The sequence below is a fragment of the Agrococcus pavilionensis RW1 genome (assembly GCF_000400485.1).
GTDB lineage: Bacteria > Actinomycetota > Actinomycetes > Actinomycetales > Microbacteriaceae > Agrococcus > Agrococcus pavilionensis.
Window position 1 is genome coordinate 72,493 of record NZ_ASHR01000014.1, and the last position, 18,762, is coordinate 91,254.

Here is an 18,762-nt window from a genome sequence, read left to right on the forward strand (position 1 = left end):
GCCTACCCTGCTCGCAACGAGGTCGAGAGTGGATGTGGGCGGCCCCATCTACCCTCCTCGCAAGGGAGGCGACGATGTCGAGCACCGAGCAGGCCAGGGCGGCGGTTGAGGCCGCTCGGGCGCTGCTCGCGGATGCGCCCTCGTTCGCTCGAGCCTCGGACGACGAGACGGTCGAGATCCTCGGCTGCGTCGCCGAGCTGACCCGCGTCACGGAGGCGCTGCAGGTGCGGCTCGCGCGCGAGGTCGAGGAGCGCTCGCAGGGCCCGGTCGACGAGCCGCTGTGCCTGCTGCTGGGTGCTCGGCACGCGAAGGAGGCAGTCGGCCGGGCGTTCGGCATGCGCCCGGGCCGCGCGTCCGACCTGCTGGTCGTGGCGCGGGCGACGTCACCGTCGATCGGCATCACCGGTGCCGCCATCCCCGCCAAGTATCCCGCCGTCGCGGCCGCGCTCGCCGAGGGCGAGCTGTCGTTCGCGCAGGCGCAGGCCATCGTCACGACCCTGGAGCCGGCCGCGGCCCGCGCGGACGTCGAGCGGCTTCGCGCCGCGGAGCGGACGCTCGTCGGCCACGCGACCGACCCGGCCATGCCGCGGCCGCCGGAGCAGCTGACGGTGCTCGCGCGCCGCTGCGTCGCGCTGCTCGATCCCGACGGGGTGCTGCCCAACGACGAGAAGCAGCGGGCGCTGCGGTTCCTGCGCATCCGGCAGCAGCCCGACGGGTCGTGGCTGACGACGATGCGCTCGCCTGCCGAGGAGGGGTCGAAGGTCAAGGCGATGGCGGATGCGTGGGGTGGCCCGCGCGTCAAGGTCGCCTTCCACGACGACCGCTGCGCACGGGGCGGCTGCGACGGCACCGACTGCGACGGGGAGGCCTCGCTCGACGACCGCACGCCGGAGCAGAAGGCGCACGACGCGTTCATCGCGATGGTCACGGCGCACGCCGCGTCCGGAGATGCGCCGCTCGCCGGCGGTGAGCCGCCCGTGCTCACCTACGTCGGCACCATCGAGGCGTACAGCGCCTACCTGCAGGGCATCGCCCACCCCGAGCGGACCGTCACGATCGAGCACACCGGATGCCTGCTCCCGATCGAGCACGTCGACCAGCTCCTCTGCCACGCCGCGATCGAGCAGCTGATCGTCGACGAGCACGGCCACCCGCTGTGGCTCGGCCGCACCAAGCGCGTGTTCAACCGCGCGCAGCGGCGCGCGCTCGCCAAGCGCGACAAGGGCTGCCGAGTTCCGGGCTGCGGCATGCCGGTCGCCTGGTGCGAAGCGCACCACATCGTCCCCTGGCAGCTCGGCGGCAAGACCGACATCGACAACGGCATCCTCGTCTGCAGCTACCACCACCACGAGATCCACGCAGGCCGATTGCGAGTCGAGAAGGCCGGGCCAGGGCCAGGGCAATGGCGCATCGTCGCCGAGCTCGAGCCCGCGCGCACCCGCACCGCCGTCCTCGGGATGACCGCCGCGCCCGAGACCGAGATCGGCGCCCGTGGCCCATCGCGCCTCGCGGCGACCGCACCGCCCTCTCTCGCGGTGCGGCTTCCCGATCCGCCCGCGCGCGGCGTCGAGCTGCGCCACGCGACCACCATCGCACCCGACGAGCCGCGTCTTGCCGGGGTCGTGGCGCCATCCGTCCGCCGACCGCGGCGGCATCGGCAGCCGAGCTCCCTGACAGAGCCACGGCTCCGCGCGCGGCTCGAGCGGCACGGCCCTGCTCGCGAGCATCCCGCACGCGCCGATCTGCTGCCACGGCCGGGGATCGTGCTGCGCCGCTGATCCGCGGGCGGAACCTCGGCCCCTACTCCGCGGGCCCGCCGCCCTGCCACAGCCAGTCGGCGACCTCCGGGATGTCGACGCCGTGCTCTCGCGTGTGCGCGCGGGCGCGAGCACGCGCATCCGCCCACTCCTCGAGCACGTCGGCGCGCGACTCGGCGAGGCCCGGCACGCGCTCGATCACGTCCATCGCCAGTCGGTAGCGGTCGAGGTCGTTGAGCAGCACCATGTCGAACGGCGTTGTGGTCGTGCCGCGCTCGACGTAGCCCCGCACGTGCAGGTCGTCGTGCACCGCCCGCTTGTAGGTCAGCCGATGGATGAGCCACGGGTAGCCGTGGTACGCGAAGACCACTGGCCGGTCGCGGGTGAAGATCGCGTCGAAGTCGGCGTCCGGCAGGCCGTGCGGATGCTGCCCCTCGCTCTGCAGGCGCGTGAGGTCGACGACGTTCACGACGCGCAGCGAGAGCTCCGGCACGCGCTCGCGCAGGAGCGATGCGGCGGCGAGCGCCTCCAGGGTCGGGACGTCGCCCGCGGCCGCGAGCACGGCATCCGGAGCCCGATCCGCCGTCTCGGTGCCCGCCCACGGCAGCACGCCGAGGCCGCGCTCGCAGTGCTCGGCCGCCTCGGCCATCGAGAGCCACTGCGGCGCGGGCTGCTTGCCGGCGACGACGACGTTGACGTAGCCGGTCGAGCGCAAGCAGTGGTCGGCGGTCGAGAGCAGCGTGTTGGCGTCGAACGGCAGGTAGACCCGCACGACCTCGGGGCTCTTGTTGAGCGCGACATCGATGAAGCCCGGGTCCTGATGGCTGAAGCCGTTGTGGTCCTGTCGCCACACGTGGCTCGAGAGCAGGAAGTTGAGGCTCGAGATCGGCTCTCGCCAGGGCACGCGGGCGGCAGACTCGAGCCACTTCGCGTGCTGCCCGAGCATCGAGTCGACGATGTGCGCGAACGCCTCGTAGGTGTTGCAGAGGCCGTGCCGGCCGGTGAGCAGGTAGCCCTCGAGCCAGCCCTGGCAGAGGTGCTCGCTCAGCACTTCCATCACGCGGCCGGTCGGCGCGAGGTGCTCGTCGCCGGGCAGCGTCTCGGCGTTCCACTGCCGATCGGTCGACGCGTAGACGTTCGGCGCGAGGCGATTGGATGCGGTCTCGTCGGGCCCGAAGATGCGGAACGTCTCGGGGTTGTCGCGGATGACCTCGGCGAGCCAGGCGCCCAGGATCGCGGTCGCCTCCGCCTCGTCGGCGCCGCGAGAGGCGGCGTCGACCTCGACCGCGCGGTCGCGGAAGTCGGTGAGCCGCAGCGGCTCCCGCACCTCGCCGCCGTTCGCGACCGGGATCGCGCCCATGCGCAGCTCGCCCTCCGGCGCGTGGCTCGCGACGAGCGGCACGGGCGCGCCGCGCTCGTCGAACAGCTCCCCGGGGCGGTACGAGCGCAGCCACTCGGCGAGCAGCCCTCGGTGCGCGTCGTCGTCGCGCACACCCGAGAGCGGCACCTGATGCGACCGCCAGGTGCCCTCGACCCGGGAGCCGTCGACCTCGCGCGGCCCCGTCCATCCCTTCGGGCTCCGCAGCACGATCATCGGCCACGCGGGACGCGCGGTGAGGCGGCCCGTCGACGCGTCCGCCTTGATCGTCGCGATCCGATCGAGCGCGTCGTCGAGCACCGCGGCGAAGCGCGCGTGCGCGTCGAGCGCCGGCTCGCCATCGGCGCCGACCTCGACGACGAGCGGCTCGTGGCCGTAGCCGCGCAGGAGCGCGACGAGCTCCTCCTCGGGGATGCGGGCCAGCAGCGTGGGGTTGGCGATCTTCCACCCGTTGAGGTGGAGGATCGGCAGCACGGCGCCGTCGGCGGCGGGGTTCAGCAGCTTGTTGCTGTGCCACGAGGCAGCGAGCGGCCCGGTCTCGGCCTCGCCGTCGCCGATGACGCACGCGACGAGCAGGTCGGGGTCGTCGAACGCCGCCCCGTACGCGTGCGCGAGCGAGTAGCCCAGCTCGCCGCCCTCGTTGATCGAGCCAGGGGTCTCGGGCGCCGCGTGGCTCGGGATGCCGCCGGGGAACGAGAACTGCCGGAAGAGCCGCTGCATGCCCTGCTCGTCGAGGCTCACGTCGGGGTAGCGCTCGCTGTAGACGCCCTCGAGGTAGGCGCCGGCGACGACCCCCGGGCCGCCGTGGCCGGGACCGGTGACGAAGAGCGTGCGCTGGCGGCGCTCGCGGATCGTGCGGTTGAGGTGTGCCTGCACGAACGTGAGGCCCGGCGTCGTGCCCCAGTGGCCGAGCAGCCGCGGCTTGAGGTGCTCGCGCTCGAGCGGCTCGCGCAGCAGCGGGTTGTCGAGCAGGTAGATCTGCCCGACGCTCAAGTAGTTGGCGGCCCGCCACCACGCGTCGACCTGCTCGAGGTCGGATGCGGTGGGCTCGGCCCGTCGGAGCTGCCACGCGGTCGCCGTCATGCCTCGAGCCTGGGGGAGCGCGCGCGGGCCGGTCAAGCGTTCGTCGAGGGCTCCGGGCATGCGGTAGTATCGTTGATCGTGCCTCGGCACGCCGCCTTAGCTCAGTCGGCAGAGCGATTCACTCGTAATGAATAGGTCCGGAGTTCGATTCTCCGAGGCGGCACAAGGAATAGGCCCCGCAGCGCTGGCCGGTACACCGAAAAAGTGCACCGGAAAGCATGCGGGGCCTTCGATTTTGGGTGCGGACGGGGATCGTCCAGGCGTCCAGCAGATCGCTTTCATCGAGTTCCGGACAGCTATGCGAGCGGGCCCTGATCGGTAGCCGTGGGATCTGTCGCCCCGTGGGATTCTCCCCTTGACCTTCCCCTATGGGGAAAGGTGGACAGTGGTTTCACCAGAGCAGTTGGAACCTCGCGTCGCCGCAACGGGAGTAGGTGGCGACGCACTGAAGGGAAGCCGGGCATGTCCACCACATCGAAGAATGCGCGCAGGTTCACCTACGTCGCTGCGGGCGGGTTCGTGATCTTGCACGTGCTGTGCTGCGGTCTGCCGCTCTTGATCGCCGCCGGAGTCTTCGGCGGGATGAGCGGCGCGAGTCTTGCGACCGGCAACGCCGGGTTGGCCGCCGGCGCGGGCGTGCTGGTCGTGGGCTTGGTGGTCTGGCTCATCCGCCGCCGCGGTGCAGGTACCAGTAGTGATAGGGCTGATTGTTGCGTCCCGGACCAGCATCCCGTTGCCCGCAGCGAGTACGGGCCGGAGGCGCCGGATCGGGCACCGGCTGTGGGGGGCACGGAGGCCGGCAAGTGAGCAGTTCGTGGGGGTTAGCGTTCTTGGCGGGGATGCTGGCGACGGTCAACCCGTGCGGGTTCGCGATGCTGCCGACGTACCTGGCGTATTTCATCGGCGCTGGCTCCCGGACAGGAGGCTCGCGACCATTGTGGGTCGGGGTGCGTTCTGGGGCCGCGCTGAGCGCGGGATTCTCCATGGTGTTTATCTCCGCGGGTTTGTTGGTGGCGGTGGGGCTGCGTTCTATCGCTTCAGCGATGCCGTGGGCGGCGGTGGGTATCGGCGGCGTGCTGATGGTCGCCGGGCTGGGCATGCTGGCCGGGTGGCGACTGTCCGGGTCCCGGCTGAACCTCAACCGGTTCCTCACACGGGACAAGCCAGGCTCCGGCCTTAAAGGGGCCTTCGCTTACGGGATCGCCTACGCGGTTGCCGCGCTCTCGTGCAGCCTGGCGCTGTTGTTGGTCGTTGCGGCTCAGGCCACTGCCACGGGCAGCCTGATCGGGTTGCTAGCCGTCTTCGCCGCCTACGCCGCGGGGTCCTCGGTGGTGCTGATGCTGCTGTCGGTCAGCGCGGCACTGGCCCATCACTCCCTGGCCAGGCGCATGCAACGGCTACTGCCCCTGGTGCATCGCCTCAGCGCGATCGCGCTGATACTGGCCGGCCTGTACCTGATGCTCTACTGGCTTCCGGCCCTGTCCGGCGGGACGGCCGGGTCGTGGCTGGGCTTTTTGGCCACACCGATCAGCGCAGCGAGTGTGGCCGTCACCGAGCTCGTAGTTCGCGCCTGGCCTGCACTGACTGGGGCAGCCATCCTTGCTGTGCTCCTGGCCGCCGTGCTGTCCCGGCGCCTCCGTCCCGCTGCCCGGACCGGACGCCCCGCGCGGGTAGCCGAGGACATCGACGGCGACCCGGACTCGTGCTGCGCGCCGGACCCGCAGGCCCTGGAGCCTTCCAGCGGCCCCGACAAGCAGGGAGGAACCCAATGACCCGCATCCGCAACCGCCGCGTTTACACCACTGTCGCCCTGTGCCTGGCCGCGGTGCTGGTGGCAGTCCTGGTGGTCATCGCCCTGAACCGAGGCGATCAGGCCCCCACCGTGGCCGGGGATGTGCCGGTGGAGATCACCTCCGTCGACGGCGAGGCGGTGGTGGTGCCTTCCGACCGCGCGACGGTGCTGTATTTCATGGCCAGCTGGTGCGCCTCCTGCGTCCCACAGGCGACGGCGATGGACGAGCTGGAGGAAGAGCTTGCCGATCAGGTCCGGTTCGTAGCGGTGGACGTGACCCCGGAGGGTTCTGAGATAGAGGTGGATCGGTTCCGTACCGCCGTTGGGGCACCCGGGCATCCGTACGTCGTGGATTTGACCGGGCGGCTCACCAGCCGCTACGGCATCACTTCGCTGGACTCCACCGTGGTCGTGGCCCCGGATGGTGAGGTTCTGGCCCGGGCCGACGGCATGCCTATGGAGGCCGAGGCGCTGCGGGCATTCCTGGACGAAGCGCTCCGCTGACCCGTAGCTCACCCGCGCCCCGTTAGTTCAACCGTCGACCCGACGTTGCTTGGCCGGTTCCGGCTGGGCGCAGGCGCCTGACTGACCGGCCTCTTCTTCATCTCCTTTCGGGCGGGCCCCTTGACCTTCTCCCGAAGGGGAAGGTGCACAGTAGGTATAGCCCGACAACAGGAAGGCTCCTGTGGAAGCTCTTCCTCAACCATCTGTGGAGGTTCCTGTGCCCGAAACTGCCGCTTCCGAGTTCGATCTGGCGATCATCGGCTCTGGTGGTGGCGCGTTCGCCGCCGCGATCCGGGCGACCAACCTGGGCCAGCGCGTGGTCATGATCGAGCGGGGCACCATCGGGGGCACCTGCGTGAACACCGGGTGCGTGCCGTCCAAGGCGTTGCTGGCCGCCGCCGATGCCCATCATGTTGCCCTGGACGCGTCGGTCAGGTTCCCCGGCGTCAGCACGTCCGTCGGTCGGGTGGACATGTCCGGGTTGGTGGCGGGGAAGGACGATCTGGTGGAGTGGATGCGCTCCGAGAAGTACGTAGACCTGATCGACGAGTACGGGTGGGGCCTGCGGCAAGGTGACGCCACGTTCACCGGCAGCGCCGAGGACCCGGTGCTGGAGATCACCGATGGCGGCGGGGCAGTGGAAACGCTGCGGGCCCGCCACTATCTGGTGGCGACGGGCTCGGCCCCGTGGGCTCCTCCGGTCGATGGTCTGTCTGAGGTCGACTACCTCACCTCGACGACGGCGATGGAGCTGCAGGAGGTTCCAGAGTCGATGATCGTGCTCGGCGGGGGCTACGTGGCCCTGGAGCAGGCCCAGCTCTTCGCCCGGCTGGGCTCAAAGGTCACGGTGCTGGCCCGCTCCCGGCTGCTCTCCGGCGAGGAGCCCGAGGTCTCGAAAACCCTCATGGGTGTCTTCGCCGATGAGGGCCTCCGAGTGGTGCGCCGGGCTGTCGTCGAGTCCGTGGCCACCGACCCGGTCACCGGTGGCGTCGTCGTGGCCGCCACGACCCGCGCCGGGCGCGAGGAGTACACCGCGGACCGGTTGCTGGTGGCTACCGGGCGCCGGGCGGTCACCGAACGCCTTGGCCTCGCAACGGTCGGGGTCGCCACCGGGGAAGGTGGGGAGATCATCGTGCAGGACACGTTGGCGACCTCCAACCCCCGGATCTGGGCGGCCGGGGACGTCACCGGGCACCCAGAATTCGTCTACGTGGCCGCGGCCCATGGAGTCACCGCGGTGGAGAACGCCTTCAACGACGCTGGGCAACGGATCGATTACACCCACCTGCCTCGCGTCACCTTCACCTCTCCGGCTGTGGGCGCGGTGGGCATGACCGATAAGCAGGCGAGGGAGGCGGGCATCCGGTGTGAGTGTCGGGTGCTGCCCCTGGAATACGTCCCGAGGGCGTTGGTGAACCGTGACACCCGGGGTTTCGTCAAGATCGTCGCCGACGCCGACACCGGGCGGATCGTCGGGATCACCGCGGTGGCCAAGGAGGCCGGGGACCTGGCCGCGGCTGGGGTCTACGTCCTGTCCGCCGGGATGACGGTGGACCAGGTTGCGACCCTCTGGTGCCCGTACCTGACGATGGCCGAGGGCCTCAAGATCGCCGCCCAGTCGTTCCGCACCGACGTCTCGAAACTCTCCTGCTGCGCCGCGTGAGAGCCACACCCTCCCCAGCACACCAGAGCCCGGAAGGAATGGATATGACGAACCCCGACGCTCGCCAGGTAACCGAACGGCTGGCCACCGCCGAGTCGGGGATGCAGCCATGGCTGTGGATGCCGATGCTGCGGCTGCTGGCCCAGGGCAACCCGGTGATCCTTGAGGACCTGGCAACCGCGGTGGGCCGCCCAGTCCAGGAGGTCCGTGGAGCCGTGGAAGCGGTGCCCGATATCGAGTACGACGGTGAGGGGCGGATCATCGGCCTGGGTCTGACCCAGCGGGCGACCCCGCACCGCTACGAGACCGGCGGGGAGCAGCTCTATACCTGGTGCGCCCTGGACACGCTGATCTTCCCCACCATCCTCGGGGCCCCGGCCCGGATCGAATCGGCCGACCACGCCACCGGGGAGCCGGTGCGGCTCAGCGTCGACGGCTCCGGGGTCACAAGCCTGGAGCCGGCCACCGCCGTGGTCTCCCTGGTCAATCCCGAGGACCTCAGCTCCATCCGCTCGGCGTTCTGCCACCAGGTCCACTTCTTCGCCTCCGCTGGCGACGCCGCCCCCTGGGTGGAGAGCCACCCCGGGGCCAGTGTGGTCCCAGTGGCGCAGGCCTACCAGCTGGCCACCGCCCTGGCCCTGCAGATGCTCGCCCAAGCCAACAGCGACACTTTCGGCAACGGGGCGGACGGCGGCTGCTGCTGAACCGCACGTCGCGCTACGCCACTGACTGCGCCGTCACGACGAGCTCGACGAGTAGAACCGAATGATCCCCCGAGTCTGAAGGAGAAAGATCATGAGCGAACATTTCGACGTGGCGGTCCTGGGCATGGGTCCCGGTGGTGAAGTGGCAGCCAGCCGCCTGATCAAAGCAGGCAAGAAGGTTGCCGTGATGGAGCGGGAGCTGATCGGCGGAGAGTGCGCCTACTGGGCGTGCATTCCCTCCAAGACGGTGCTGCGTCCGGCCGAGGCACGCGCCGAGGTCCGCAAGGCTGCGGGTGTCTCCGGGGCCGAGGTGGATTGGGACGCCACGAGGGAGTACCGGGACTACATGATCCGCAACCTCGACGACTCGGCCCAGGTTGCGGGTTACGACAGGCAGGGCGCCACCGTCATCAAGGACGAGGCCTACGTCACCGGACCGGGGCGGATCCAGGCAGGGGACCGGGAGATCACCGCCGAGCACATCATCATCGCCACCGGCTCTGAACCCGTGATCCCCCCGATCGAGGGGATTGAAGAGATCACTGCCTGGACCAACCGGGAGACCTACACGACTCACGACCTGCCGCAGCGCGCCGTCATCGTCGGCGGCAGCGCCGTCGGAGTGGAGACCGCCACGTTCCTAGCCCACTTCGGCCTGCAGGTCACCCTCGTCCACCGCGGGGACCTCCTGCTGAACCGAGAGGACCCCCGGGTGGGAGAACTCGTCCACGACTACCTCGCCCAGACCGGTGTGGACATCCGCTTGAGCACCTCGGCGGCCAAGGCACGCCGTGACGGCGAGGACAGCGTCATCGAACTCGACGACGGCACCGAGGTCGCCGCCGACGTCGTGATCTTCGGCACCGGCCGCAAGCCCCGCACCCAGGGCCTGGGCTTCGAACACGCCGGGGCACAACTGGGCGAGCACGGCCAAGTGCTCATCGACGAGCACGCACGGGCGGGAGAGAACCTATGGGCGATCGGCGACGTCACCGGGGTGATGCCGTTCACCCACGTGGCGAAGTATCAAGGGCGGATCGCCGCCGACGCCATCCTGGGCCGCGCCCACGCCGCCACCTATGACGGGATCCCCCGAGTAGTGTTCGGCGACCCAGAGATCGCCGCTGCCGGCCTCACGCAGCAGCAGGCCGCGCAGCGCGGGATCCGCACCACTGCCACCGAACTGGACCTGTCCAACGCCATCGCGCGGCCCTGGACCTACGAGCAGGACCCTCGCGGACATCTGGGTCTGCTCGCCGACGCCGAGCGGAAGGTGCTGATCGGGGCGTGGGCGATCGGGCCGCAGGCCGGTGAGTGGATCCACCAGGCCTCCCTGGCCATCAGGGCGCAACTATCGCTGCAGACCCTGTTGGACCAGGTCGCTCAGTTCCCGACCTACCATGAGGCCTACCAGGCCGCGTTGGAGCAGCTGGAAGTTTGACGCCCCCGTGCCGACTCCACGTGCCCCACGACAGCCACCGGAGCCTCCCACAGGAACGGTTCCATACCCGCTTCATCGCAGCGGAGGCTACCCCGCACAGACATTTCCACCATTGTTGGGATTCAAAGGCCATCTCAGGACTGGGAGAAACCATGCGTATCGGAGAGGCGGCTGCAGCCGTCGGCATGACCACCAAGGCCCTCAGGTTCTACGAGAGCCAGGGACTGCTCCCACCGGCCGAGCGCTCCGCCAACGGCTACCGCGACTACCCGGACAAGACCGTCGACAGACTAGAGTTCATCCACCGCGGCAAGGTCGCCGGACTGCCCCTGGCCGAGATCCGCGACATCCTCCGTGTCCGCGACGCGGGACAGGCCCCCTGCACTCATCTGACCCATCAACTGGCCCAGCAACTGGCCGGCCTGGACCGGCAGATCGCCGAGCTGACCGCTGTCCGGGAAACCGTTGCCGAGCACTACAAGAGAGCAGCGGAAGGCGACCCCGACCGGTGCGACGCCCAGCGGATCTGCAGCTATCTGTAACCCTGGCGACCGCGGTTCGACCCCGGGCCCATACGAAAAGTGATCGCCTGCCACCGCTCAGGATGAGGACCGCGTCACCGCCCCTTCGGGTTCCGGCGGCTGCGGCACTACATCCACGGACAGCCCCGCCGACGGCCAGGCCGGGCGCATGACGGACCGCCCAACACGCGGACCCGCGGAAGTGAGTGCGATCGGGACGGCCGCGGAGTCTTTCTGCCCCTCGATCGCAGCCTTCTTCAGCAGCACGGGTGTCAGCGGCAACCACGTGCCCAATAGGCGTTCCGTAACTGGGGCACGTTGCGGCAGCATCGACGGCCCGACCGACCCTGTGGCCGGCTGCCGTTCAAGGCGCTCGGCATGGTCGCGGCGTTCGGAGCGAACCTCATCCGGGCGCGCACCCGCGAGGGAATGGCGGTTGCGAAGGCGAAGGGGCGCTTCCGTGGGAAGAAGCCGAAGCTCTCACCGCGCAGGAAGCGCACCTCGTGAGACTGCATCAGCAGGGCACCCACACCAGCGCCGAGATCGCCGAGCTCTTCGGCGTCGCCCGCTCGACGGTCCTCCGCGCCATCGAGCGCGCCGGCACCCGCCCCTAGCGACGAACCGCGGGGAGGTCTGGGGCGGGAGCGCAGCGAGCGTTGGATGGTCGAACGAGAGCGGGCCGAGCTTCGCTGCGCCGCCGGGTGAGCCAATCGTCTCGAAGAACTGCACGTTGACGTAACAGTCACTCCACTGCTCTGGTAGGTCGTCCTTGTATTGGATGGCCTCGACGGGCCGGGCAGGTTCGCAGGCGCCGCAGTCGACGCACGAACGGTCCGTCTCTTGGACGCACGGCAACGCGATCACCTAGGTCATGCCTCGACGGTAGGCATTGCACCCGACTTCAACGTCTAGCGTGTTCCCGTGCGGATCTCCGAAGTGTCCAGACACAGCGGCGTGCCCGCGTCGACGCTGCGCTGCTGCGAGCGCATCGGCCTCATCGCATCCGACCGGGAACGCAACGGCCCTCGCGACTACGACGCGCAGGTGCTCGAGCGGCTCGCGTTCGTCGGCACCGCCAAGCAGCTCGACCTGTCCCTACCCGAGATCGCCGCGCTGCTCGACGTCGTCGAGAGCGACACCTGCACGCAGGTGCGCGAGTCGTTCCGCCCCCGGATCGCAGCGCGCCTGCGCGAGGTCGACGCACGCCTCTACGCGCTGCAACGCCTCCCCACCCGGCTCGACGCCGCCTCCCGCAGCGCCGACCAGTGCCCCGACAGCGGCACCCAGTGCCGGAGCGAATGCGTGCTCCTCCGCAGCGACGCATGCGACCCCGCCCGCCCCGACCGATCGGGCATCCGACGATGATCACGCGCCTCGTCGAGCGGTGGGATCGGCATCAGATCCCCCTCTATCTCGCCGCTATCGCGGCGGGGGCGGCCGCTGGGCTCGTCGCGCCGCAGATCGCACCGACGCTCGAGCACGCGATCGAGCCGGTGCTCATGGCGCTGCTGTTCGCGACCTTCCTCGGCGTGCCGCTCATCGACGTCGGCCGCGCATTCCGCGACTCACGCTTCATGCTGACCGTCCTGATCGCGAACTTCGTCGCCGTGCCCGCCATCGCGTGGGGCCTATCGCGGGTCGTCGCCGACGACCGCGCCCTGACCCTCGGCGTGCTGCTCGTGCTGCTGACGCCGTGCATCGACTACGTCATCGTGTTCACCGGACTCGCCGGCGGCGCCCGAGCCCGCCTCCTCGCAGCCGCACCGCTGCTGATGCTCGTCCAACTGCTTCTGCTGCCGCTCTACCTGCTGCTGTTCGTCGGCCCCGACTTGCTCGCCGTGATCGACGTCGCGCCATTCGCCGAGGCCTTCCTGCTGCTGATCGTCGTGCCCCTCGCGGGCGCCGCGATCGTGCAGGGCATCAGCCGTCGCCACCCGATCGGACATCGCATCGAGACCACGATGGCCGGCGCGATGGCGCCCCTCATGATGCTCACCCTCGCCATCGTCATCGGCTCTCAGATCGCCGCCGTCGGGTCCGAGATCACGAACCTCGTCCGAGTGCTGCCGCTCTTCGTCGTCTTCGTCGTCATCGCCGTCGCTGCCGGCCTGCTCGCCGGCCGCGCGGCACGGCTGGACGTGCCGGCGACGCGGGCGGTGATGTTCTCCCTGGCGACGAGGAACTCCCTCGTGGTCCTGCCCCTCGCACTCGCACTCCCGCCGACGCTCGGCCTCGCACCCCTCGCCGTCGTCACCCAGACGCTCGTCGAGCTCATCGCCATGGTCTTCCTCGTCCGCTTCGTCCCACGCCTCGCCCCAGAACCGGCGTCCCTCTCGCGCGAGTAGCTACACAGACTCGCGAGCACTAGGAGGCCCGCGCGCCACCACACCCGCCCGGTTCAACTCCCGAAGAAATAGCAATGCGCTAATTGGTTGCGACCGCCCTTGTTTCTGGTGCTCGCCGGCTCCGTTGGTGACGGCGCGTAGTGCACTCTAGGGGTCTGCTCGCCGGGTGCGGCGGTAGCCGAACGAGGTGATCGTCCAAGCACACCGGCGCAACGCGGCCGCTCGGGGTTGCCGGGTACGAGGTCGTGCGGCTCCCCTTCCGTAGCATCGGCGGGCCGAAAAAACCCCCCAGACTCGTACACAGCGCGAGCACCAGAACGCGAAGCGGTACGGGCGGGACCTGCGCTAGGCCTCCCTCCCCCCCCTGTGAGACATCGATCGAGAGCGTCCTCAGATCGCGCGGCATTCGGGGGCCACGTGCGACGTGACCGCGCTGCAAGGAGCCGCTCGTAGCGCGAAGGCCCGTTTTGAACCGTCCCCGGTTCTCTGCCGCTCCTATGCGGGTGCCAGCGCCGGGTGGCATGGCGTTTCGAGGTCAGCGTAGTACGCGGCCTCGAACTCCTCGGGCGGGACGTCGCCGAGGGTCGTGTGCAGGCGTCTGGCGTTGTACCAGTCGACCCACTCGGCCGTCACCCACTCGACGTCCTCGAGCTGCTTGAGGGGTCCGGTCCGGAACGGTGAGTCGTCGCGGATCGCCTCGGTCTTGAACAGCCCGATCGTGGACTCGGCGAGCGCGTTGTCGTAGGCGTCACCGATCGATCCGATCGAGGCGGCGATGCCCTCGAGCGCGAGCGTCTCGGCGAAGCTCACGGACGTGAATTGCGACCCGGCATCGCTGTGATGGATCAGGCCGTCGCCGGCCGCACGCCCGGCCCGGTCGCGCCGCCACAGACCCATGCGCAGCGCCGTGGTCACCAGCGGTGTCGTCTTGCTCGTCGCGGCCTGCCAGCCGACGATCGCGCGCGAGAAGCAGTCGATCACGAACGACACATAGACGAACCTGGCCCAGGTGCGCACGTAGGTGAAGTCCGCCACCCAGCGCTGGTTGGGGGCCAGCGCGGTGAAGTCGCGCTCGAGCAGATCCGGCGCGCGCTCGGCGTTCCGATCCGGGACCGTCGTCCGCACGCCGCGTCCGCGGACCCGGCCGTTGAGGCCGAGATCACGCATGAGCCGGTCCACGCGCCGCTGGGACACGTCGTGGCCGCTCCGGCGCAGATGCGCCGTCATCTTCCGCCGCCCGTACATACCCTCCGGCGTGCCCACGGTCGCCAGGAGCGCGTCGATCACAACCGCGTCGGCAAGGTCTCGGCTGCTGGGCTGGGCGCGCTTCCACCCCCGGTAGGTCCGCGCGGCGACCCGCACGCCCTGCTCGCGCAGGACCTGGCAGATCGACTCGACCGCGCGGCCCTTGGCTCGCTGCTCGTCGATGAACGCGACGATCAGCGGCGTCGGGGGTCGAGTTCCCCGGCGAAGAAAACCGCCGCGTCCCGCAGGATCGCGTTCGCCTCGCGCAGCTCACGGTTCTCCCGCTCCAGCCGCCGCACGCGCTCCGACTCGCTCGTCGATGCGCCTTGCCGCTCGCCGGCGTCGACCTGCGCCTGCCGCACCCATCGGCGCAGCGACTCGGCCCCGAAGCCGAGCCGTTTCGAGACCGTCTCGCACGCGGTCGTCAGGTTCGGATACTCATCGAGATGGTCGAGCACGAGCCGGACCGCTCGCTGCTTCGTCTCCTCCGGGATCTGCTTCGGCATGATGACCATCTTCCTTCCAGACTCGAAAGGAACCGGCATCAAACCGGGGACGGTTCAGACGACCACGGCGAGTGCCGGCTGCCACAGCTCGGCCTCTGCCACGACGTGCAGTACAGCGCTCTGCTCATCGGGAACGGCCAGCCTGAACAGGGCCGGGTCGGTCAAGGTTGCCTTGGGCACCCCGAACCGGCGCAGCCGTGCCAGCGTTGCCGCGGGCCCATTGTGGTCGACGTCGATCCAGAGCACGGACTCACCGCGTGCGAGGCCCTCCGCCGCGATCGCCGTGGCGATGAGCGTCTTGCCCGTTTCGGGGTCCCCAACGAGGCCGTTAACCGCGCCGGCATAGAGCAGCCGCAGCCCGTCAACGCGCGTGGCCCCTCGGGTCGGCTCTCGACGCTCATAGCCACCTTCGAGAACGAGCGACGCGTCGACGTAGAGGGCTTGCGTGAAGGCTTCGGTGGTCCCGGCCATCATGAGGCAAGCCCTGCGGCGCCACGGAGGACGTGCGTGAAGTAGGCGACGCCGTGAGGCTCGACGTCAGGCGGGCAGGAGGCGATCGCCCGGGTCATCCGGCGCTCGAACTCAGCGGCGCGCTCCTTGCCGTTCATCGCGTACAGCCACGCGCGGTCGCTGTCGCGACGCGCCTGCAGCAGCGGCTCGCGCATAGTACCCACACCCACGTCGTAGCCGTGCGTCCACAGCCCCATCGCGGCCGGTGACGCCGCATGGAGCTCGTGCAGCCCCAGGCGCTGGCTCACGAGACCCTCCCACATGGCGGTCAAGGAACGCTCGGTCGCAGGACCGAGGTGGATCGTCCCCATCAGGCAGCGCCGTTCGTGCGGAGCCACGCGTCGACCGCATTCACATCGAAGCGCAGGCTGCCACTGAAGCCCGATACGGGCATGTTCCGCTCGCGCACCCACTTGTACACGCTCGTGCGGTGGATGTTGAGGTGAGTGGCGATCTCCTTCACCGTGCACCAACGCGTCGTCGTCGCAGTCGAGGTGATGCCGGTCATGGTCGTGTCCATCAGTGCTATCTCCTGCCGCCCGCGGTCGAAGCGGGCTCTTGTAGAGGGCGAATATCCCGGAGAATGCAAGAAGGGCCGTCGTCGACGGCCCTTCTTGAGGCTTCTCAGGGTATGCAAATGGGCCGTCGTCGACGGCCCTTTGTGATGCGCTGAGCACCGCGCGCGGCTCAGTGAGAGCTGCGAGACGGCACAAAAAAACGGCCCGCCCCAAGGGGCAAGCCGTTCGTTTTAGTACCGGGATTCAGTCCCAGCGCGTGCAGGAGCATATTGGCCGATTTCGCGGAGGTCGCCAAACACTCCACTATGTTCCACTAAAGCGGCCGCCGAACATCGTGTCGAGCGTGTGACCGAGGAACGCCGCATCCACCTCGTTGAGGTCCCAGCGGTAGAGCCGCGGACGCCCGTAGCGGGTCAGTACGCCGCTCTTGGTCAGATCGCGCACGAGCCGGGTGCTGGCGCGGAGATGCTCCGCCACCTGGTAGACGTCGGCCCACCGTGGCTCGCGCGTAGCAGAGGAGACCACCTTCTCGAGCTGCTTGACGCGCGACTCAAGCTCCTGGATCCGGAAGCTGAGCTGATCCGCTTCCGACCAGCGCGTCACCGGCGAGCCCCCTTGGAAAGGAGCGCCGTGCCGGCCCGCGTCGCCGCACGCTTCTGCGCGGTGCGGTATCCGCGGTGCACCTGTTGCGAGGTCTGACCCACCATCGCCATGGCGATCTCGATAGGAACCCCGCTGAGGTGCAGATGGTCGATAAAGGAGTGCCGGGCGTCGTACGGCTTCGAGCCCGCGCCCAGGTCGAACGCGACCGCCAGGTCTTTCCATGCCCGCCGGAGCGTCGCTTCCGTCATCGGCTGCCCCCGGTTCTCCCACACGAGACCCCATCGCGCGGGTTCAGCGAGCGCGAGTTCGATCGCGTGCCGCAGCTCGGGGTACGCGTGGAAGTCGCGGTTGCCGGCGTCGGACTTCGGCCGCGACAGAACTCGGGCGGTCGAGATCTCGAGGCCCAGATTGTCGTCTGCGCGGGTGCCGATGATCCGGTCGTACTTGCTAGAGGCCAGCAGTTCCATCTCGCGCTTCGGGCAGTTGGCCGCTGCAACGCACGCTTCGCCGCATCCGCATGCCCAGTCAGGCTCCTCCAGCTGCCACGAGAGCCCGAGGTACATCTCGCCATCCTCGTCGACTTCGACGAGCTTCCGTCGCAGTCCGAGGAGCTCCCCTGGGCGAGCGCCAGTCAGGATGAGGGCGGCGAGCACCGACCGGTACTGCCACCACGGCCGGACGCGGCTGCCCCGTCGACCTCGTCCCTCGCCGACAGGGGCAGAGAACGCATGCGGTGGGGGCTCGGCGGCGAGTAGCTGGTCGAGGACATCGCGCATCCGGTCAGGCGTCGCCCATGTTTCGGCCCGTCTCGGGGTCTCCGGGGGGCGTACCTGCTTGGCGACGTTCTCGGGAACGAGTCGAAGATGCTCGGCATCGGCTAGGCATGACTGCAGCACTGCCAGAGCCTTCCGGGCAGTGTCTGGTCCAAGCGGGGTTCCCGGCTTCGACTTCGATGTCGACTGCGCCACCGCAGCCAGCATCCGCTCGATCATCGGCACGTCGATGGCCGAGAGTGCAGCTTTCTCAAGGTGAGGCAGGACGTGGTTGCTCATGGTCGATCGGTAAGCGCGCACGGTCGACAGTGCCAGCGGCTTCTTCGTCTTGGTCCGGGTGCCTCGGGTCTCGAGAGCCGACATCCATTCCTCGGCCCAGGACCCGAACGTGCGGCGACGCGCGGGCTTCACGTGGCTCGATCGCCAAGCTTGCACCTTCGCGTCGAGCGCGTTCTGTGCCTTGGTCTTGGTGGCTGCTACCGCCTCGAGCCGCTTCGTCGTGCCCCACTCGTCACTCACCGTACGCTGCGCGCGGAAGCGCCCGTTGGCCAGTTTGATGGTGCTGCCCTTGCCGCTGCCAGCCGGCCGTCCGATCTGAGACACGATGCCCTTTCCGTTGGTGCACCGTAAACCTACACCGAGAAGGCGGTTGTCGACCGCTGTAGCGTCGTGTTGCCGACCGTTGTTGCGGCTCCAGATTCGCACCAAACCAGCGTCAAATCGCAACACGCAGCGTCGCCAGGCTTCAAGCTCGCCGTTCACTCGTAATGAATAGGTCCGGAGTTCGATTCTCCGAGGCGGCACCAGCACGAAGGCCCCGCATCCGCGGGGCCTTCGTCGTCTCCGCCCGAGCTAAGTGCGAGCGATGCCGGCCTCCTCGGCCGGCGTCGCGAGCACGCAGAACTCGTTCCCCTCCGGGTCGGCCAGCACGACCCATCCGCCGTCCTCGAATCCGCGGCGGTCGTCGACGACGCTCGCGCCCAGGCCGACGATGCGCTCGACCTCCGCGTCGCACGTCGTGCCGACCGGGCGGAGGCAGACGTGCATGCGGTTCTTCACGACCTTGGGCTCGGGCACCTTGAGGAACTCGAGCCAGCGGCCGCCGGGGCCGCGCAGCTCGGCCTCGTGCTCGTTCCACGCGCCGTCGAGCACGACCTCGAAGTCGTCGAGCACGCGGGACCACCACTGCGCCTGCGCGATGGGGTCGGATGCGTCGAAGCAGAAGTTGGCCGTGCGCGACACCATGGGGGTCACGATAGTGGCGGTGATCGCCGGGCGGAACGATGCGTCAGGACGGGGCGACCACCGCCAGGCCGATGGACCGCGCGGCGTCTGCGAGCCGATCGTCGTACGTCGCCGCCCCTCAGAGGCTCGTAGCAGAGGCTCGCGGACGGCTCCGTAGAGCGATGCCCCGTCCAG

The 18,762-nt window shown here is 69.4% G+C and carries 20 protein-coding genes, 1 tRNA gene and 1 pseudogene; 13 read left to right on the forward strand and 9 right to left on the reverse strand.

Translation table 11 applies throughout. The features are described 5' to 3' along the window. Positions 1-74: 74 nt before the first annotated feature. The gene (locus tag L332_RS19020; RefSeq protein WP_021009841.1) at positions 75-1,778 is read left to right on the forward strand and encodes an HNH endonuclease signature motif containing protein; all 1,704 of its coding nucleotides are present in this window, start codon (positions 75-77) and stop codon (positions 1,776-1,778) included. 22 nt (positions 1,779-1,800) lie between these two features. On the opposite strand, the gene L332_RS19025 is transcribed toward L332_RS19020, so the two are convergent. Next, positions 1,801-4,218 (reverse strand): phosphoketolase family protein, encoded by a 2,418-nt coding sequence (locus L332_RS19025; protein WP_021009842.1) that lies wholly within the window; start codon positions 4,216-4,218, stop codon positions 1,801-1,803. A gap of 90 nt (positions 4,219-4,308) precedes the next feature. On the opposite strand from L332_RS19025, the gene L332_RS19030 reads away from it, so the two are divergent. The 10 genes from L332_RS19030 to L332_RS31000 all read left to right on the forward strand — a co-directional run bounded on the left by L332_RS19030 (position 4,309) and on the right by L332_RS31000 (position 11,457). Then, positions 4,309-4,381: transfer RNA gene (locus tag L332_RS19030), tRNA-Thr, on the forward strand. Positions 4,382-4,680: 299 nt separating this feature from the next. After that, entirely contained in the window at positions 4,681-5,025 is a 345-nt protein-coding gene (locus L332_RS19035) for a hypothetical protein (protein ID WP_021009843.1), read from the forward strand. 32 nt (positions 5,026-5,057) lie between these two features. After that, positions 5,058-5,990 (forward strand): cytochrome c biogenesis CcdA family protein, encoded by a 933-nt coding sequence (locus tag L332_RS19040; protein ID WP_021064913.1) that lies wholly within the window; start codon positions 5,058-5,060, stop codon positions 5,988-5,990. Then, positions 5,987-6,514 (forward strand): TlpA family protein disulfide reductase, encoded by a 528-nt coding sequence (locus L332_RS19045; protein WP_021009845.1) that lies wholly within the window; start codon positions 5,987-5,989, stop codon positions 6,512-6,514. Before L332_RS19040 ends, L332_RS19045 begins: the two co-directional genes overlap by 4 nt. Before the next feature lie 217 nt (positions 6,515-6,731). After that, positions 6,732-8,177 (forward strand): mercury(II) reductase, encoded by a 1,446-nt coding sequence (gene merA, locus L332_RS19050; protein ID WP_021009846.1) that lies wholly within the window; start codon positions 6,732-6,734, stop codon positions 8,175-8,177. A 44-nt stretch (positions 8,178-8,221) separates the two neighbouring features. Beyond that, on the forward strand, positions 8,222-8,881 hold the full coding sequence (merB, locus tag L332_RS19055) for an organomercurial lyase MerB (RefSeq protein ID WP_021009847.1): 660 nt from the start codon (positions 8,222-8,224) through the stop codon (positions 8,879-8,881). A gap of 91 nt (positions 8,882-8,972) precedes the next feature. Next, complete coding sequence (locus tag L332_RS19060; RefSeq protein ID WP_021009848.1) at positions 8,973-10,322, forward strand: dihydrolipoyl dehydrogenase family protein; 1,350 nt, start codon at positions 8,973-8,975, stop codon at positions 10,320-10,322. Between the two features lie 152 nt (positions 10,323-10,474). Continuing rightward, positions 10,475-10,864: a heavy metal-responsive transcriptional regulator gene (locus L332_RS19065; protein ID WP_021009849.1), complete on the forward strand. Its 390-nt coding sequence runs from the start codon at positions 10,475-10,477 to the stop codon at positions 10,862-10,864. Between the two features lie 357 nt (positions 10,865-11,221). Beyond that, positions 11,222-11,350 (forward strand): hypothetical protein, encoded by a 129-nt coding sequence (locus L332_RS30995; RefSeq protein WP_021009850.1) that lies wholly within the window; start codon positions 11,222-11,224, stop codon positions 11,348-11,350. Continuing rightward, positions 11,347-11,457: a helix-turn-helix domain-containing protein gene (locus L332_RS31000; RefSeq protein ID WP_021009851.1), complete on the forward strand. Its 111-nt coding sequence runs from the start codon at positions 11,347-11,349 to the stop codon at positions 11,455-11,457. Before L332_RS30995 ends, L332_RS31000 begins: the two co-directional genes overlap by 4 nt. Positions 11,458-11,476: 19 nt before the next feature. Here L332_RS31000 and L332_RS30690 read toward each other — a convergent pair. Further along, positions 11,477-11,707: pseudogene (locus L332_RS30690) on the reverse strand (4Fe-4S dicluster domain-containing protein); the annotation flags it as partial. 57 nt (positions 11,708-11,764) lie between these two features. On the opposite strand from L332_RS30690, the gene L332_RS19075 reads away from it, so the two are divergent. Both L332_RS19075 and L332_RS19080 read left to right on the forward strand, forming a co-directional pair. Next, on the forward strand, positions 11,765-12,208 hold the full coding sequence (locus L332_RS19075; protein WP_021009852.1) for a MerR family transcriptional regulator: 444 nt from the start codon (positions 11,765-11,767) through the stop codon (positions 12,206-12,208). Next, positions 12,205-13,188, forward strand: coding sequence for an arsenic resistance protein (locus L332_RS19080; protein ID WP_021009853.1), 984 nt, complete (start codon positions 12,205-12,207; stop codon positions 13,186-13,188). The genes L332_RS19075 and L332_RS19080 overlap by 4 nt, the downstream gene beginning before the upstream one ends. A 495-nt stretch (positions 13,189-13,683) precedes the next feature. Here the strand turns inward: L332_RS19080 and L332_RS19085 are convergent. The 7 genes from L332_RS19085 to L332_RS30695 form a co-directional block, all read right to left on the reverse strand. Further along, positions 13,684-14,939 (reverse strand): IS3 family transposase gene (locus tag L332_RS19085; RefSeq protein WP_144061013.1). Its coding sequence is split into 2 segments (ribosomal slippage): positions 13,684-14,669 and positions 14,669-14,939, totalling 1,257 coding nucleotides; the frame shifts between segments, so codons are not numbered across the junction. Positions 14,940-14,993: 54 nt separating this feature from the next. Further along, positions 14,994-15,413 carry a hypothetical protein gene (locus L332_RS19095; RefSeq protein WP_021009856.1) on the reverse strand — a complete coding sequence of 140 codons (420 nt, stop codon included), beginning with the start codon at positions 15,411-15,413 and terminating at the stop codon, positions 14,994-14,996. Beyond that, on the reverse strand, positions 15,410-15,697 hold the full coding sequence (locus tag L332_RS19100) for a hypothetical protein (protein WP_144061014.1): 288 nt from the start codon (positions 15,695-15,697) through the stop codon (positions 15,410-15,412). The genes L332_RS19095 and L332_RS19100 overlap by 4 nt, the downstream gene beginning before the upstream one ends. Positions 15,698-15,759: 62 nt before the next feature. Further along, the gene (locus tag L332_RS19105; protein ID WP_021009858.1) at positions 15,760-15,969 is read right to left on the reverse strand and encodes a helix-turn-helix domain-containing protein; all 210 of its coding nucleotides are present in this window, start codon (positions 15,967-15,969) and stop codon (positions 15,760-15,762) included. Positions 15,970-16,270: 301 nt separating this feature from the next. Continuing rightward, a complete protein-coding gene (locus tag L332_RS19110) occupies positions 16,271-16,570 on the reverse strand; it encodes a hypothetical protein (RefSeq protein ID WP_021009859.1) in 300 nt (99 codons plus the stop codon). Continuing rightward, positions 16,567-18,105 carry a tyrosine-type recombinase/integrase gene (locus tag L332_RS19115; protein ID WP_144061015.1) on the reverse strand — a complete coding sequence of 513 codons (1,539 nt, stop codon included), beginning with the start codon at positions 18,103-18,105 and terminating at the stop codon, positions 16,567-16,569. Before L332_RS19115 ends, L332_RS19110 begins: the two co-directional genes overlap by 4 nt. A 90-nt stretch (positions 18,106-18,195) precedes the next feature. Beyond that, positions 18,196-18,588 (reverse strand): VOC family protein, encoded by a 393-nt coding sequence (locus tag L332_RS30695; protein ID WP_021009861.1) that lies wholly within the window; start codon positions 18,586-18,588, stop codon positions 18,196-18,198. Positions 18,589-18,762 lie beyond the last annotated feature (174 nt).